This is a genomic window from Mycobacterium sp. AT1 (assembly GCF_002043095.1).
Taxonomy (GTDB): domain Bacteria; phylum Actinomycetota; class Actinomycetes; order Mycobacteriales; family Mycobacteriaceae; genus Mycobacterium.
Genome location: NZ_MVOC01000007.1, coordinates 1 through 17,020 on the forward strand (window position 1 = coordinate 1; position 17,020 = coordinate 17,020).

General features: G+C 65.9%; 10 protein-coding genes and 1 pseudogene. 4 read left to right on the forward strand and 7 right to left on the reverse strand.

Going from position 1 to position 17,020, the window contains the following annotated elements; translation table 11 throughout:
* The 5 genes and pseudogenes from B1790_RS03170 to B1790_RS03190 form a co-directional block, all read right to left on the reverse strand.
* Window positions 1-260, reverse strand: a pseudogene (locus B1790_RS03170) (hypothetical protein); the annotation flags it as partial.
* A gap of 81 nt (window positions 261-341) precedes the next feature.
* On the reverse strand, window positions 342-2,729 hold the full coding sequence (locus B1790_RS03175) for an ATP-binding cassette domain-containing protein (RefSeq protein WP_079921766.1): 2,388 nt from the start codon (window positions 2,727-2,729) through the stop codon (window positions 342-344).
* A 53-nt stretch (window positions 2,730-2,782) separates the two neighbouring features.
* Entirely contained in the window at window positions 2,783-3,607 is an 825-nt protein-coding gene (locus B1790_RS03180; protein ID WP_079921767.1) for an SDR family oxidoreductase, read from the reverse strand.
* A gap of 62 nt (window positions 3,608-3,669) precedes the next feature.
* Entirely contained in the window at window positions 3,670-7,173 is a 3,504-nt protein-coding gene (gene car, locus B1790_RS03185) for a carboxylic acid reductase (protein ID WP_079921768.1), read from the reverse strand.
* Window positions 7,174-7,212: 39 nt separating this feature from the next.
* A complete protein-coding gene (locus B1790_RS03190; protein WP_079921769.1) occupies window positions 7,213-8,112 on the reverse strand; it encodes an SDR family NAD(P)-dependent oxidoreductase in 900 nt (299 codons plus the stop codon).
* 344 nt (window positions 8,113-8,456) lie between these two features.
* Here B1790_RS03190 and B1790_RS03195 point away from each other — a divergent pair, with 344 nt between their 5' ends.
* From B1790_RS03195 to B1790_RS03210, 4 genes are all read left to right on the forward strand, one after another.
* Complete coding sequence (locus B1790_RS03195) at window positions 8,457-9,125, forward strand: TetR/AcrR family transcriptional regulator (protein ID WP_079921770.1); 669 nt, start codon at window positions 8,457-8,459, stop codon at window positions 9,123-9,125.
* 127 nt (window positions 9,126-9,252) lie between these two features.
* The gene (locus B1790_RS03200) at window positions 9,253-9,888 is read left to right on the forward strand and encodes a class I SAM-dependent methyltransferase (RefSeq protein ID WP_079921771.1); all 636 of its coding nucleotides are present in this window, start codon (window positions 9,253-9,255) and stop codon (window positions 9,886-9,888) included.
* 197 nt (window positions 9,889-10,085) lie between these two features.
* On the forward strand, window positions 10,086-11,060 hold the full coding sequence (locus tag B1790_RS03205) for a phosphotransferase family protein (RefSeq protein WP_233164909.1): 975 nt from the start codon (window positions 10,086-10,088) through the stop codon (window positions 11,058-11,060).
* Between the two features lie 74 nt (window positions 11,061-11,134).
* Window positions 11,135-11,908: a lysophospholipid acyltransferase family protein gene (locus B1790_RS03210; RefSeq protein WP_369832276.1), complete on the forward strand. Its 774-nt coding sequence runs from the start codon at window positions 11,135-11,137 to the stop codon at window positions 11,906-11,908.
* Between the two features lie 10 nt (window positions 11,909-11,918).
* Here B1790_RS03210 and B1790_RS03215 read toward each other — a convergent pair whose 3' ends face one another.
* Both B1790_RS03215 and B1790_RS03220 read right to left on the reverse strand, forming a co-directional pair.
* Window positions 11,919-14,390 (reverse strand): glycoside hydrolase family 2 TIM barrel-domain containing protein, encoded by a 2,472-nt coding sequence (locus B1790_RS03215; protein ID WP_079921773.1) that lies wholly within the window; start codon window positions 14,388-14,390, stop codon window positions 11,919-11,921.
* Window positions 14,387-16,771 carry a glycoside hydrolase family 3 N-terminal domain-containing protein gene (locus B1790_RS03220; RefSeq protein ID WP_079921774.1) on the reverse strand — a complete coding sequence of 795 codons (2,385 nt, stop codon included), beginning with the start codon at window positions 16,769-16,771 and terminating at the stop codon, window positions 14,387-14,389. The genes B1790_RS03215 and B1790_RS03220 overlap by 4 nt, the downstream gene beginning before the upstream one ends.
* Between the last annotated feature and the right edge of the window lie 249 nt (window positions 16,772-17,020).

Consider the following 17,020-nt stretch of genomic DNA (forward strand, 5'->3'; position numbering starts at 1 on the left):
TGGCCGTGCACGGCCAGGTGGGACACCCAGTGCGCGAGCAGGCTGGCGGCCCATAAACCGCCCGACGCCAAGGCGACGTCGAGGACGAGTTCCCATGCGTCGGTGTCGGCGTCTGCGTGGCGGGAGAGGACTGCCAGCGTCGCCAGGCATGAAATGGCACCGTAGAGCCGCTCCCGCAGAAGGACCACAACGTGCTCTACGGCGGCCGCGTCCACGGGCACGGGGTTGCCGGCCGTGTCCGCATCGCCGATTCCGGGCATCAGGTCTCCATCCAACCGCGGTACGACGAGGGTTGGTTCGTTAGTCGGCGCCGCGGACGTAATCCGCTAAGAAACAGTCGATTACCCACGTTTTAGCCGGATCTGCCATCGCACGAAACTGAGGTAAACCGCGCTAATTGCGGCCAACATTGCCGTGTCCAACAGCCACGCTGCGCTGGTGTGTTCCCAGTGGGAGTCCTTGGGGGTGAGTGGGCCCGGTACCAGATCGATCAGGTTCACTGTGGCGGCCGAGGCGGCGAATCCCCAGCGAGCTGGGGTGACCCACGACATCTGGTCGAGGACGGCGCGGTCGGTCACCGGAATCATCCCGCCGGAGAACACGAGTTGGGACATGATCGCCACGACGAGCAGCGGCATGATCTGCTCGCTGGATTGCGCGAGAGCCGACAGCGCAAGCCCGACGATCGCCGACGCAACGCAGGCGGCCGCGACCCCGACGAACAGTTCCAGCGAGGGTGATCCGAGAACCGCCCCACCCTGGGTGGGAGCACCCTTGCCCACGACGACGATGACGGTCACGATGGCCGCCTGGACGACGGCGAAGACCGTGTAGACACTGACCTTCGCCAGTAGATACGCCGTGGTCGAAAGACCGACAGCCTGCTCGCGTTGGAAGATGGCCCGCTCACCGATCAGGTCTCGGACGGTGAGTGCCGTGCCCATGAAGATGGCACCGACGTTGAGAAGCACCAGGATCTGACCGGGTTCGTTGGGGGCGTCCCCCCGCGGATCCGGGGTGCCCAACCCGGTCGTGCCGGGCACCGCCAAAGCCAAGACACCCATGATGAACGGCAGTGCGGCCAGGAAGGCGAAGTAGCCGCGGTCGGCGACGATCAGTCGAGTCTGGCGCCTGACGATCGTGGAGAACTGGCGTCGGATGCTGGTGCGCGCCGGCTTGCCGAGATCCGCGGGTTCACCGGCCGGGGGCTGGGGCGGTGGCGGTCCGTGCCGGCCCAGGAACCGGCGGTGTGCGCCTTCGGGATCGTCGGCGACGGTGCTGAAGATGTCAGCCCAGTTCGTGGTGCCCATCGCGGCGCCGATCTGGTTGGGCGCTCCGGTGAATGCGGTCTTGCCGCCAGGCGCGAGCAGCAGCACCTGGTCGCACACGTCGAGGTAGGTCAGCGAGTGTGTCACCACCAGGACGACGCGGCCCGCGTCGGCCAGTTGGCGCAGCATGGTCATGACCTGGCGATCCAGCGCCGGATCCAGACCGGAGGTGGGCTCGTCCAGGATCAACAGCGATGGGCCGGTGAGCAATTCGAGTGCCACCGACGCCCGCTTGCGCTGTCCACCCGAGAGTCTGTCGACCCGCGTTTCGGCATGCTGAGTCATCTCGAGCTCTTCGAGTGCCTGCGCGACGACGTGCTCACGGTCGTCGGGCGTGCTGTCCGGCGGAAGTCGCAACTCCGCGGCGTATAGCAGCGCCTGTCGCACCGTCAACTGACCGTGGACGACGTCGTCCTGGGGCACCATTCCGATCCGGCTCCGCAGGTTGGCGTACTCCGCGTGCACGTCGTGACCTTCGAAGGTCACGGTCCCGGCGGTGGGCTGAGTGTAGCCACCGACCAGTCGGGCGAACGTCGACTTTCCCGCCCCGGAGGGACCGATGATGGCGGTCAGCGTGCCGGGGCGCGCCGTCAGTGAGATGTTCTCGAGCAGAGTCTTGTTGGTCTCGATCGTCCATGTCACCCCGCGGACGTCCAGTCCACCGGTGCGGGTGGCTGATTCGGTCTCGGTGCGGCGGATGAGCGTGCCTGCGGTGAAGGTCAGGTCGACGTTGCCGATGGTGACCACGTCGCCGTCCCGCAGGGGGGCCTTCTCGACCCGCACTCCGTTGACGAACGTCCCGTTGATGCTGCGGGCGTCGCGGATCTCGGGTCCGGCCGCCGTGACGATGAGCGTCGCATGGTGACGGGAGGCGAGGACGTCTGGGACGACGACGTCGTTGTCCTGAGCGCGACCGATCGTGATCGACTCACCGCTCCCTGCCATCCCAGTTCGATTGGGGCGCGCGACGTTCATCATGCGCGTCGCCGCGTTCGATGACGGCGCCTCGGCTTGATCGTCGTTCGTCCCAACGACGGATTGCCCGGCACGGATCGGGGTCGTCGGGGGCGTCGGGCCCGAGAGCTCTTCTGGTCGGTCACTCTCGAACAGCAATCGAGGTCCGTCGGGCGCACCCAGGTCGATCGTTCTGACACCGCGGATCTCCGCGGAAGAGACCCGCCGACCGTCGACGAAGACCCCGTTGAGGCTCCGGTTGTCGAAGGCGATCCATCCGATGGCGTGCTCGAACCGCAGAACCAGATGTACCCGCGACACCAACGGGTCGACGACGCGAACGTCGGCGCGCAGGTCGCGCCCGACGAACACGTCCTGACCCGGCGTGAAGGTGCGGTCCGCACCACCGTGTCGAACGGTCAACGCGGAGGGGGACGGCCGGCTCATTGCGGTCACTTCTTCCTCTCGAGGCTTCCGCGGCCGTGGCACGGGTGCCACGACTAGCTGGAGTCCTTCAGTGACGCTGCGGCAAGCCGCGCACTGAGCTGAACCAGGGCGCGGCGACCCAGCAGGCGAGGAATGACCGTCGCCACCTTGTTGAGCCTGCCCACCGCCAGGCTTGGCGGGGGGCGTCGTGAATCAAGTGCCCGCAGGGCGTAGCCCGCAACGAATTCCGGCGTGTGGACACCGGCGCCGGGAGCCTTCGTACCGGAGACGTCGAAGAACTCGGTACGCGTGGCGCCGGGACACAGCGCCATCACGCGCAGTCCGGTGCCGAGGGATTCCTGCCACAGCGCTTCGGTGAAGTGCAGGACGAACGCCTTGCTGGCCGAATAGACCGCCATGCCCGGGAATGGTTGATAGGCAACGGCACTGGCAACGTTGACCAGTACTCCGACTCCCGCAGCCCGGAGCGGCTCGATGAACGCGTGGCTGATGTCGACCACCGCGGCAACGTCGACGGCGATCTCCCGCTGCAACGACTCGGGTTCCTCCAGGTGAAACAGGCCCGTGGTGGCGAACCCGGCGTTGTTGATGACACTGGTTACCGACACCCCACGGGCCGCGAGCTCGGCTGCGAGGTGGGTGCCGGGTGACCCCGTGGCCAGGTCCAGTGCCACGATGTCTATGGCGACCCCGTGGGCGGCGTCCAATTCTTCGGCGAGGGTGCACAGGCGGTCTGCTCGGCGGGCGACGAGGACGAGGTTGGAACCGCGGGCGGCGAGCTTGCGGGCGAAGGCGGCGCCAATGCCGGAGCTGGCGCCGGTGATGAGAGTGGTCTGGTTGGTGAAGTCGACGGCGTTCAAGGTGGTCTCCGCTTTCATGACGATGCGGCGCCTCGCGAGACCCGGTCGGGCCGGTAGGAGACGCCGCATCGAATGGGTGGTTACACGAGGTGGAGCAGTTTGAGATCGTTGATGTACTTGTCGATCAACGTCTTTGACATGTGCGGGGGTTCGAGGCCGACCGCGTGTAATGCCGCCTGGAATCGACCGCTGGGTACTGCACTGCCGGCAGCAACCTGTTGGGGATGGCGATAGGCGTCCATCACGTTGATCAGCGAATGCTGACGCTGCTGTTCGGACAGTCCCCGCATGGCGGTTTCGCAGCGGGTGACCCACTCGTCGTATTCATCGACGCGCTGAATCGGGAAGCCGGCTTCGATGACCCAGTCCACGATGGTGTCCAGGGAAATACCGTCGTCGTAGCCGCCATCGGTGTTGTACGTGCGGAACGTCCCTTCTGTCATGTCGACGCCGAGGTCGGCGATCGACTCGGCCAGGAAGTCCACGGTCAACCCCGAATAGTTGGCGCGCGGGCGCCCGTCGGCACCATTGGCGGCGTAGAACGTCTCGGGGGCGATCCCGGTGGAGACGACCGTCAGCAACAATCGGGTGAAGATGTCGGGAACGTTCAACAACCCCGCGTATTTCCGGTCGGCGAGGATCATCCCCGAGCGAAACACCGCGACCGGTAATCCACACCAGTCGTTGACCTCACGCATCAGGACCTCGCCCGCCCACTTCGTCAGGGCATACCCGTTGCCGTATCCGTCGTCGAGCTTGGCGACGGATACGGCCTCGCGGATGTCGGCGTCCTCGGCGATGACTTCGTTGTGCAGGGTGGTCACGCCCATCGAGGACACGTAGTTGATGGGCTTGAGCTTGACGGTCAACGCCAACCTGATCAGCTCGGCGGTGCCGACGACGTTCGCGTTGAAGAGTTGGTTGTATGGCAGGACGTGATTGACGTGCGCGGCGGGGTGCACGATCAGATCCACGGTGTGCGCCAATCGGTTCCAGGTGGCCTCGTCCAAGCCCAGCCGGGGTTCGCCGAGGTCACCCGCGAGCACCTCCAGGTTCTCGGAGGCCAGCGCTCGGAACGTGTCGATCAGCTCCGGATCGCTGTCCAACGCGGATTCGATGCGCTCGCGTGCCTGTGCAGCGTCGCTGCCACGGGCGATGCAGATCAGCGTGCCGCCGCAATCAGCCTGACGCTGTAGCCATTCCAGCGTCAACCGACTACCGAGGAATCCGGTGGAACCGGTGAGCAGGACGGTATCGGTGGTGCCGTCGGGAGCCGGCAGCGATCGAGCGGTCGTCAACGTGTCCGCGTCGATGAACTCGTCGAGGGTGATGTCGCGGGCGTATACCTCAGTACTGCCCGCGCCGTGCACCGACGCGAAGGTGGTTTGCGTGACGCCGGAGGAGCGTTGCGTCTCGATGTACTCGGCCAGTCGGGTCAAGTCGCTGGCCGGGTTGATGATGACCCCGACGGGCACCTCGATGCCATAGATGTCCTCCAAGAGGTTGGAGAAGCTCAACGCCGACAGGGAGTCACCGCCCAGGTCGCCGAACCGGGAATCGGCGTCGACGTCGGCGGCGGACAGGCCGAGCAGCGCCTGAACCGCGCGGGTGACCGTCTCGATGACGGGTCGGTCCGCACCACCGGTGCGCAGCGCCTTGGTCTCGTTGACCTGATCGTCGGCCAACTCGGAGTACACCGACTCGAGGCGATCCCCGTAGCGCGCCTTGAGGTTTGGTCGTTGCAGCTTGCCGATTCCGGTCAGCAGCCCGTTCTCCTGGCTGAACGGTTCGGTCTCGATGATTACCTTGCGTGGGACCTCGTAACCGTTGAGGCCGTTGTCGGCGGCGATCCGCTGTAGCGCCCGACTGATGACCGATTGCACGCGGTCGGCGTTCTCGTCATCGGTCAGCTGTGTGATCAGGTCGTCGCTGGGCACCACGACGGCGAGCAGGTAGGACCGTTCACCGCTGCCGTAGACGTAGATCTGGGCGATCTGTGGGCTCATCGTGTACAGCGACTCCAGCCGGGACACGGCGACGAACTCACCCTGGGCCAGTTTCACGACGTTGTTGCGACGGTCCACGAACACCAACTGGTCGGGGCCGATCTCGGCCATGATGTCGCTGGTCTTGTAGTAGCCGTCCTCGTCGAGCATCTCCGCGCTCAACTCCGGGCGCTTGTAGTAACCGTCCATGAATTGCTCTGTCTTGACCAGCAATTCGCCCCGGGGGTGGGGCTTGTCGGTGTTGAAGTAACCCAGTTCGGGGACGTCGACGAGTTTGTAGTCGATCACCGGCGGACGCTGCACCTGGCTGTCGATCAGGACGCTGCCGATCTCGGAGGCGCCGTACCCGATGGTCAGGTGCACGCCCAGGGTCGACTCCATGAAGGCTTCGGTCTCCTTGGGCAGGGGCGCGGATCCGCAGAACGCCGACAGCACCCGTCCACCGAGCACCTCCTCCCGCAACCTCGTCTTGACCTCCGCCTCGATGGCGGCCGGATCCGATTCGTTGCCGGCGTAGCGGTCCACGTCGCTGAGGTAGCGCTGGAACACGATCTCGCAAATGCGAGGCACCAGGCTCACCATCGTCGGGCGCACCAGCGTGAAATCGGCGAGCAGCGTCGACATGTCGCTGCGCGCGGTGAAGTAGACCGTGCCGCCGTTGGCGAGGGACGAGAACACCTGCGAGCGGCCGTAGGAATGGCTCATCGGCAGATAGCTCAGTGTGATCGACGGAATCGGTGATTGACCCAGCCACATGCCCCGGAAGGTGCGCTCGCTGCCCATCACGCCCTTCGGCGTGCCCGTGCTGCCGGACGTGTAGGTCAGTGTGGCAAGGGGATTCTCCCCTTCCTCCGGTACGAACAGCGGAGCCGCCGGTTGCTCCACGCCCTGGCGCACGACGGACTCGAACGTCTCGAGGCGCACCGGACTCTGGGCCTCGGCGAGACGCCGTGCAGCCTCGTCGAACCCGTCTCGTTGGTCGTCGATACGCGCGTCGTAGTCGAAGACCACCACCCGCGCCGGTGGCGTGGCAGCTTCCAGCACGACGTCCACGGCGCCGGCGAGGTAGTCGATGCCGACCGCGAGGATCTTCGGGAGCGTCTCGTCGACGATCGCGGCGCGCTGGGACACCGACGCGCTGGTCTGCAGGGGTACTGACACCGCGCCGGAGTGAATGCAGGCCAACTCGGCGGTGGTGTAGTCGATGCCGGTGAACCCGAGTAGTGCGACCACGTCTCCGCTCACGAGGGGATCGGTCGAGTCGTGATGCCACTGAGCAGCCAAGGCCGATGCTCGGGCCCATAGTTGGCCGTAGGTCACCGTCTCGAACTCCGACCGGAGCTCGAACGTCGTGCGCCCGGTGGCGTCGTCGGTGACTGGCGTGCGCACCCGCTGTCCGGCGGCGGGGCGGTCCGCATAACCCTCCATCACCGTGGCCAGCATCTTCGACACCGGCAGCCCCGGCTTGCTCACCGCCTCGACCACGGCAGGAAGCGGGAAGGCGTCGGCGAATTGCGCATCGGTGTTGCGGAGATCGTCGATGCGGCTCTTCGTGTCGGAGACGGCGTCGGTGGCCATGGTGAGTCCTTTCGAGAGTGTGTTGGGGGTGGCCAAGCGCTAGCTGAGTACCGTGTTGGGGATCAGTTCGTCGAGTTCCTCGAGCGTGTACGGGTCGTTCTCGTAGGGGTCGCCCTTGGTGATCGTGTTGCGATCCTCGTACTCCGACCAGACGCTGACCCGTCCGCCGCCTGAGTGAAAGACCTTGCCTGACACGGCCGCCGCCTCCTCTGTGCATAGCCACGTCACGATCGGCGGCACATGCTCCACCGGTCCCGGGCCCTTCTTCGCCGCGGCGAACATCTCATCGGACAGCCGACCCTCGGTGTGCGCCTTCTCCAATTCGGGCAGCATCATCTCGTAGGTCCGAGTGGAAGCGCCGGGCGCAAAGACGTTCGCCGTGACCCCGGTGCCGGCGAGTTCGGTCGCCAGACCCTTCATCATCGAGATCGTGCCGCCCATTGCTGCGGCGAAGATGGGGTTGCCCACACCGCCGCGGGCGCCCTCCGACGCGACGGAGACGAATCGGCCGTAGCCGCGCTCGACCATGCCGGGCACCGTCAGGCGGGCCAGCCAGAACTTCTGACCCAGAAACAAGTTCATCAGACCCTGGTACTTGTCGTCGTCGATCGTGATCTGGCCATCGAGCACCGCGCCGGCGATGGCGAGCACGACGTCGACGGGTCCGAACGCGTCCTCGGCGGTCTTGACCAGGTTGGCGCAACCCTGCGGTTCGGCGACCGAGTCGTAGTTGGCCACGGCTTGCCCGCCTGCGGCGATGATCTCGGCGACCGTGGCGTCAGCGGCTGCCGAACTCTTGCCGGTGCCGCCGGCGGTGGTGCCGAGGTCGTTGACCACCACGCGTGCACCCTGGGCGGCAAGTGACAGCGCGCATGCCTTGCCGACGCCGTTTCCTGCGCCGGTCACGATGGCGACGCGTCCGGTCAATCTCTCACCCATGTCTGCTCCTCACTCCAGGCGGTAGGACGTCTCGCCCGCGACACGGCGCGGGTGGACGTCGAAACCGTTGTGTCATCGACGTTCTGCGGTAGATCGACGGCTGAGCGGACGGGTCGCGTCCGGATGGCCGTCCGGATCTTTTAGTGGTAACACTCTGTAACCACTAATTCGACTGTAGGACGCGGTCCCGTCGTCGTCAACAATGGGTGGGCGTGATCACACGTCACGACACACCGAGACGGGCACGGCGCCGAACCGGCGTGGACGGCCGGGCTAGCCTGAGGGCGAAGGAGTTTGACTGTGAGAGCTGATAGCGGTGGCGTCGCCGGGACGGTGGGCTGAAAATGGACGCCCGCAGCGAGCGGTGGACTGGCTTCCGTGATCAGCAACGCGACGACATCGCGAAGGCAGTCATCGCCGCGGTCGCCAATGCGCACGGTGACCCACTGAACGTGACCGAAGTGGTCGAACTCGCGGGAATCAGCCGCAAGACGTTCTACAAGTACTTCGACACGCTGAGCGCAGCGCTGATGTACACCCAGGACCAGGTCCAGCGGCAGATGACCACCCTCGCCAGCGATTCGGTCACCGACGCACCCAACGGACGCGAACGATTCCTCGGGATGCTGTCCTACTTCGCCACGGTCGGCCGCCAAAACCCCGAGTTGATCCGCTTCGTCAACTACTTCGACTACACGTTCCGTCGCGCAGGACTGGGGCCCACGCAAGGCGAGCAGGGCTACGGCGCCGAAGAGATCGGAATGGCGTTCCGGGACGGCCAGTCCGATGGATCCGTGCGTCCGGAGTTGGACTTCGCCACCAATGTCTTCGCCGCGGGCAACTCGATCATCGGATTGGTTCAGCGATCGCAAGTCGTAGGCCGCCCCGATGACCCCGAACTGATCCAGGCATCCATCGATCTCATCGTCGACGTATGGCGTCGACACCTGACCCCCGCCCCGGACACCAAGACCCGTCCGCAACGGACTCGGGCAGGTAAGCGAACCGTGTGATCAGGGACTCCACTCACCCCTGCAACCGACTGGTAACACCGTGTAACCTGATGATGGACCGTCGTCTGCGCTGCCAGCAGCCGGATTCCCCGGCACACCGGCAGGCGGCATCGGAAAGGACTCCACCATGGCGAACTCGCCAGCATCGTCCCCCAAAGACGTGACCCGGTTGTTCGACGTCGTTTCCCGGGGATATGACACCCCATGGATCCAGCGTCGGTTCTACCAACCCGCACAGGACGCCATCCTCGAGGAATTGGCCAACCGCGGGTCGCGCCGAATCCTCGACGTCGGTTGCGGCACCGGAATTCTCACCGCGCGCATCCAATCCACGCTCTCGACCGACGACGTGTCCGGAATCGATCCGTCGGAGGGGATGCTGGCCAACGCGAGAAGGCGCTCCTCAGCCGTCAACTGGCTCAGCGGCGCCGCAGAGCACCTGCCGTTGCCCGATGGGTCGGTGGATGCCGTCACCTCCTCGACGGCGTTCCACTTCCTCGACCAGCCCGCCGCACTCGCGGAGTTTCATCGCGTGCTCGCACCCGGCGGCGCGGTCGTCATCGGGTCGATCATTCAACCCGCACCTCTGCCCCGGGACCCGTGCGGGATACTCGCGCGCTGCACACCAAGCGGTTACCGTGCCTCCGACCGGTTGCCGAACCTGCTCAGCGAGGCCGGGTTTCACACCGTCGAACGACGGTCCATCGACTCTCTCGCGAGCAGCTGGCCGCTCTTCTATCGAGTCACGGCGGCGCTCAAGTGAGGACCCCACGCTCGCCAGTCGACGACGTCGCGGCGACCGGCAGTCGCGTCCGCCATCCTCTACTACAATTGAGCTTCCTGGCTGGACGAAGCACACGACGCCTGCTCACCGACGCGGTGGTGGGCGATCGACGGCCCTTTCCGCGACGTGTCGAGGACCTCGATGCCAGCGCAATGTCGACCATCACGGGACGCCACGTGTCAGGAGTACGAATACTCGACGGCACGAAGGGAACCAGCTCGCGATCGCGGCTCGGCCTTACCGGCATCGACGTCCCAGAATCGGTGTTCGTCAAGATGGCTGCCGCCGACACGAACACCAGGATGCTCGGCGAACTCGCCCGACTCGGCGAGAACGAGGCACGGTTCTACCGCGATCTGGCCAGTGCCCTTCCCGGTGCGGTGCCGCAGTCCTTTGGTGCTGAATTCGACTCGTTGACCGGCAGATTCGTCATCGTCCTGGAAGACCTGACCGCCGGAGCGCCGTGCCGCTTCCCTGACGTCGTCCATCCTCACGACGAGAATGAGACACACCTGCTCGCGGAGCTTCTCGGACGCGTACACGGGACCTTCTTCGACAAGTTCTCGACGGGCGCCAGCCGCCGGCCCGAATGGTCGTGGTCGCCATCCGAGGATCCCAACAAGACACTGGTGCCCGCCATCATGAAGCTCTCCGCACGCAGGCTTACCCAGCGGACGGCGGTTCCGGTGATGTCGGGCCGCTTCATCTGGGAGAACCATCGCGCCGTCACCCACGTCATCGACCACGGGCCACAGACCCTCGTGCACGGCGACCCTCACCCGGGCAACACCTACTTTCGCAATGGCCAGGCGGGTCTGCTGGACTGGCAAGTCCTCCGTGTGAGCCATCCGGCGCGAGACCTTGCCTACGCCATGATCTTTGGCATGACCACGGCCGCACGCCGCGACCGCGAACGCGACGTACTCGAGGTCTACCGCCAATCCCTGGCGGCTGCAGGCGGTCCTGAGCTCCGACGTGACGACCTGTGGCTCCGATACCGCCAGGCCGCCGCGTATGCCTTCGTCTCCTCGCTGACCACCGCCGGCCTTGGCGGAATGCAATCCGAGGCGATCGCTCTCGAGGGACTTCGGCGAACCGTCGACGCCCTGGATGACCTCGACACCGTGACAGCCCTTCGGGCGGCCATGTGAACCCGGGGGCCGACCCGCGGGTTCAGATGTGGCGCCGAACGCTCGCCGCAACCGCCGACCACCTCTGGCCGCTGATGGACTTGTACAAACCGTACGTCGACGGATTGGACAACCTGCCCGCCGACGGTCGATTCCTTCTGGTGGGCAACCACACTCAGTTCGGTCTCAACGAGATCGTGTTGATTCCCTACTTCGTACGCAAGACCATTGGCACGCAGGTGCGCCCACTGGCCGATCGTCAGCTGGCGCGCAACGGGCGGCCGGCGCCCCTGTTCACTGCATACGGTGCAGTCGTCGGGTCACCCGAGAACGCGAGTGATTTGATGCGCGCCGATGAAACGATCCTGGTGTTCCCCGGTGGGGGTCGAGAGATGCCCAAATTCAAGGGCGAGGAATACACGCTTCGCTGGCACAACCGGTATGGCTTTGCGCGCTGCGCCGTCGAGCACGACTACCCCATCGTCCCCGCCGCGCTCGTCGGCGGTGACGATGTCCTGAGCAGCTTCGTCGCCCGCGACAGCCGGTGGGGTCAGGTCAGTGAATGGATGAGTGAACGCCTCACTGGCCGAAAGGACATGGCCTTCCCACCCCTGCACGGGATCGGCCCCACGCTGATCCCGCGACCGCGCCGCAGCTATCTGCGCTTCGGCGCGCCCATCGCCACCACCCGACCGGAACGCGCCTCCGAGCAGGAGTGGGTAGCCGCGGTCAAGGAGCGGGTGCAGACCGAACTGCAGAGCACGTTGTCGGACCTGCAAGGGATCCGCGACGACGATCCGTACCGAGAGCTCAATCCCCTGGCGTGGCGCTCGGCTGTAATGGCGCCAGACACGCGCAACGCGGGCTGAGCACGTATCGCTACCTAGGCGACGGCGCCGTGACGTCGACGACGGCGATGTCCGTGGTGACCGATGCACATCCCGGTGCGTTCACCGTGACGGTGATGTGTCCCGCGTTGCGGCCCGACCGCACCACGGCCAGCGCGCGCCCCTGGTAGGTCCGATGCCGGTGGGTGCTGAAGCCCTCTTCGGTGATGGGCTGTGCGCTACCGAAGCCCAGCAGGCTGCCCGCTCCGCTGACCTCGACCGTGACGTCGCGGTCGGCGAGCGGCCGCACGATCCCCTCGGCATCGGTCAGGCTGATCTGCAGATAGGTGAGATCTGTTCCGTCGGAGCGCAATTCTCTGTTCTCGCACAGCACTTGGAGACGCAGCCCGGAGCCTGCACTTCTCAACGCGTCGCGGCCGAGCTCCGCGCCGTCCGCGCCGTAGGCCACGGCGGTCAGTGTCCCGGGGCGGTAGGGCACGGTGAACGTCGCCTGGAAGCGGTGGCGTACGCCGACGGGTTTGGAACCGAGGAGTACACCGTCCAGTAGGAGTTCGACGCGGTGGGCATCGGCGTAAACCTCGACGACTGCCGGGCGTCCTTCGTATCCCTGCCAGCTCCAACTGCGGATCGAGTTGGTGGCGCGCCAGGCGTTTCCCTTCTGCGTCTTTCCGGCGTGGTTGACCGGCTGGACGGCGATGTACGGGTCGGCGCGCAGGTGCCAGACGATCTCGTTGACATAGGACTGGGTCTGGCGGTGGCCGGTGATGTCGACGACCGGCTCCCCCGCCAGCAGCGCCGGGTATGGCGCATACAGCTGCCGCCGCTTGCCGGGCTCGATGACGGCGATGCCGGCCTCGCCGATGTAATCCCATCCAGTCCAACTAAATTCGCCGATGACCTGGGGTAGCTTCTCGATCTCGGGCCAGACCGAGACGACGTCTGGGGGATTTGTCTCGCTGCCGACAATTACCCGGTGTGGATGTAGTCGCGCGTCTTTGAGGTATCGGCCGGACATGTAGTTGTAGCCGGCGACGTCGAGCGCGGCGTAGGCGTCGCGGGTGCGCTTGTCGACCAGTGGGAGTCGCACGATGTACTTCAGCGACTTCTCCAACGTGCCAATGAGGAGGTTCAGGGCCGCGATCAGGTTCTTGTTCGCGTCGTGCCCGCCTTCTTCTCGAGCGGCGGCGTGCTTCTTCGCCTGCTTCTCGTCGTTGGTGGGCGAGATCAGATTGAGAAAGCCGTTGATGCAGTTGGTGACCAGTCGCGTGGGATCCAGTTCACGGGCCCGGTCGGCGATCACCCCGTTGAGCCGAATGCCCTCGGCGGTGGCGGTTTCGGCGATCTCGTTGCCGATCGCATGCATGATCACCGACGGGTGGTTGGCGTTCTTCGCGACGAGGGCTTCGAGGTCGCGTTCCCACCACTGCTCGAATTCCGCGGAGTAGTCGAAGCGAGCCTTGGGTCGCCACCAGACGTCGGTCAACTCGTCCATTACCAGCACGCCGTGTCGGTCGCAGGCGCGCAGCGTTGCCCGCGAGGCCGGGTTGTGTGCGCTGCGGATCCCGTTGTATCCAGCGGCCTTGAGGATGCGGATGCGCCGGTCTTCGGCGGCATCCAGGGTGTGGGCACCGATCACGCCGTTGTCGTGGTGGATGCAGGAGCCGCGCAGCTTGACGGTCTGGCCGTTGATGCGCAGTCCATGGTGCGCGTCGACCGACAGTGTGCGGACACCGAATTCGGTGTGCGCCTCGTCTTCGACCTCGACGACGCCGGCCAATCGCGCAGTGACCGAATACATCTGGGGATCCTCCGGTGACCAGAGCTCGGCGTCGGGCACCGTCATCAGCTGACGGATGGTCCTGGTTTCACCCGGCTCCAGGAACAACTGCTCGGTGAGCGGTCCGACCGTGACTCCGCTCGGGCTGGTGAGTTCCGTAGCCAAGGTCAGCGTGACGCGCTCGGGCCCGTCGTGGGTCACCTCGGTGCTGACCTCGACGGTGGCGTCGTCGCCGTCCACCGCCGTCGTGACGATGCGCAGACCGTCGGCGGTGATGCGGGTGCGGCGGCCGACGAGCAGGTGCACGGGGCGGTAGATGCCGCTGCCGGTGTACCAGCGGCTGTTGGGCTGTTGGTCGTTGTGCGCGACGACCTCGACGACGTTGTCGGCGCCGTAGTTCAGGTACTCGTCGAGTGTCACCTGGAAGATCGCGTAGCCCGAGGGGCGGCCACCCGCCAGGCGACCGTTGATGAAGACCTCCGAGCGTAGGTAGACGCCCTCGAACTCGATCGCGACCGTGCGATCTCGCCACTCATCGGGGACGGCAACGGTTTTCGTGTAGCGGTACACCCCACCCGGAAAGAACCCAGTGTTGTGGCCGCCGGGTGCGTGCGGGTCGCGCGGCTCGTACAGCATGGCGTCGTAGGGAACCGTCACCGGTCCTAGCGACTCGTCCTGGCCTTCCTTGCGGACGTACCAGTCGGCGTTGAAGTCCTGACGGATCACGAGACCTCGACCGTGGGCAGGTAGACGCGTTCGGACGGCCGCAGGAAGCGCCGCTCACCGCGGACCTCGACGGAGCCCTCCAACCGGCGATCGTCGGAGGACGCGCCGACGAACAGGTCGACGGTCGCCGGCTCCACGGCCACCCGGTGATCCAGGCCGCTGAAGGCGAACTGGTCGGCCGAGACGGCGAACGTCACCCGGGCCGATTGACCTGGGTCGAGTTGCACCCGAGCGAACCCGGCGAGCTGCTGAGCGGGACGAGTAACCACGGCGGCATTGACCCGCGAATAGAGCTGCACCACTTCCGATCCCGCTGCTTCGCCGACGTTGGTCACCGTCAGCGCCGCCTCGACGACGCCGTCGGTGCCAACACTTGGGGTCACGTGCAGGTCAGTCAACTCGAAGTTGGTGTAGCTGCGACCGAAGCCGAATGGGTACTGCGGAGTGGCCGACATGTCGCGGTAGTGCATGCCCCGGATGACGGCCTCGCGGCGGTAGCCGCTGTCGGCGCGCTGGTAGTGGTAGATCGGGATCTGCCCACCGTGCCGCGGCATCGTATAGGGCAGCTTGCCGCCGGGGTTCACGTCGCCGTAGAGCACCCGCGCCAATGCCCGGGTGCCCGCCTGGCCTGCAAAGGACGCTACGACCAGCGCTGAGGACTCCAGCACCGACGCGGGCAGCGGGTAGGGCCGGCCCTGGATCAGGACGGTGACCCGTGCCGTCCCGGTCTCGGCGATCGCGTCGGCCAGGGCCCGCTGCACGGCAGGTAGGGCGATGTCCGCAGTGTCGGTGCCCTCGCCTTCGGTGCCGCCGCCGATCGCGGCGCTGTGCCCGCCGAGCGCGAGGATCACCACGTCGGCGTCACGGGCGGCGGCGACGGCCCGGTCGAAGGAGTTTCCGTCGAGGTGCTCGGTCAGTCCGCAGCCGGGTTCGACGACGACCCCGACGGCATGCTCGGCGATCTCCTCGGCCAGGGAACGAACTCCGTAGCGCAGCCGGACGTAGTCCTCGGCGTCCAGATCGGCGGTGTCCGGTCCCTCGGGTTCGGCCTTGAAGGAGTCGGTGCCCTCCAGGTTGCCGAGGCCTCCAGATGCCATGAAGCGGTACATCTCTCGGCCCACGGGATAGGTGTAGGTCGCGAACTGTTGATGGGCTTCGTGTCCGAGTGGCCCAATGACTGCTACCTTCGCCGACGTCCGTAGAGGCAGGACGCCGTCGTTCTCGAGCAGGACGACGCTGCGTTCGGCCAGTTCGTCGGCCAGGTCGGTTCCCTCGGCGGTCGTCGCCGTGACGGTGACCGGGCCCTCGGCTGCGTAGGGGTGCTCGAACAGGCCGAGCTCGAACTTGGCGGTCAACAGCCGCAGTACCGAGGTGTCCAGTTCGGCCATCGGGACGCGGCTGGCGTCGACTTCGGCGGCCAAGGTCTCCCCGTAGGCCCAGATGTAGGGCGCTTCCAGGTCCAGTCCAGCGTGCAACGCCATGCGGGCCACGTCGCCCTTGCCGGTGGCCACGCGCTGGCGGTCCAGCGCGTGCTGCATCGCCATGTAGTCGGCGATGACGAATCCGTCGAAGCCCATCTCCTCGCGCAGCAGATCGTGCAGCAACTCGCGGGAGACGCCGGCGGGAATTCCGTCCACGTCGCCGTAGGACGTCATCACCGATCGCAACCCGGCCGCGTTGATGGCCGCCTCGACGGGAAACGCCATGACCTCACGGGTGAATCGGCTACCCGCTTCGAAGGAGGAGGCGTTGAGACCGCCCTGGCCCAGCCCGAAACCGAGGAAGTGCTTGGCGGTGGCGAGCGCACCGCGAGTCAGGTCGTTCCCTTGGATGCCCTTGACGAACGCGATGCCGAACGCCGCGGTCAGCAGGGGGTCTTCGCCGTAGGTCTCGTGCACGCGTCCCCACCGGGGGTCGAAGGCGATGTCCAGTACCGGGGACAGTGCGTGGCGCAGGCCGAGGCGGACCATCTGTTCGCGTACGACGTCGGTCATCTGCTCCACCAGGTCCGGACTCCAGGTCGCAGCCAGCGCGATCGGGGTCGGGAAGACCGGATGCCGGGGCGCGACGACACCGTTGAGCGCCTCGACCTGGAATAGCGCCGGAATGCCGAGTCGGGTGCGCTCGACGAGGAACCGTTGAATGTCGTTGACGCCGCTGGCAATTCGGGATGGATCCTCGGTCTGCGGGCACACCATGCCACCGATTCCGGTGGGGAGCATCGTCGTCGCGGCGTCTTCGACCAGGTGTCCTTCGCTGAGCAGCAGCATCGACATCAGACACGTCAGTTGTCGTGCCTTCTCGGCAACCGTCATCTGCTCGAGGAGCAGACGTGCCCGCTCGTCGGGCGCGAGCGCGGCGTTGCGGTGGTCGTTGGCCATTGTCACGGTCTCGTCCTCCAGGTCCTTCGAGTTGGATGTGCGTGTCGGGTCTGACGATCAGTTCCCGAAGACTTAGTGGTAACACCTTGTTACCGATACCTCGAACCTAGGCAGGCATGCCCTGCTCGTCAACCAAGGGTGTCGACGATCACGCGGGCGTAGACCCCTCGTGCGAGCCATCGACCGCGGCGATGTTTGACGCAGAACGGGACCCGGCCTACCGTGAATATTACTAGTAACACTATGTAA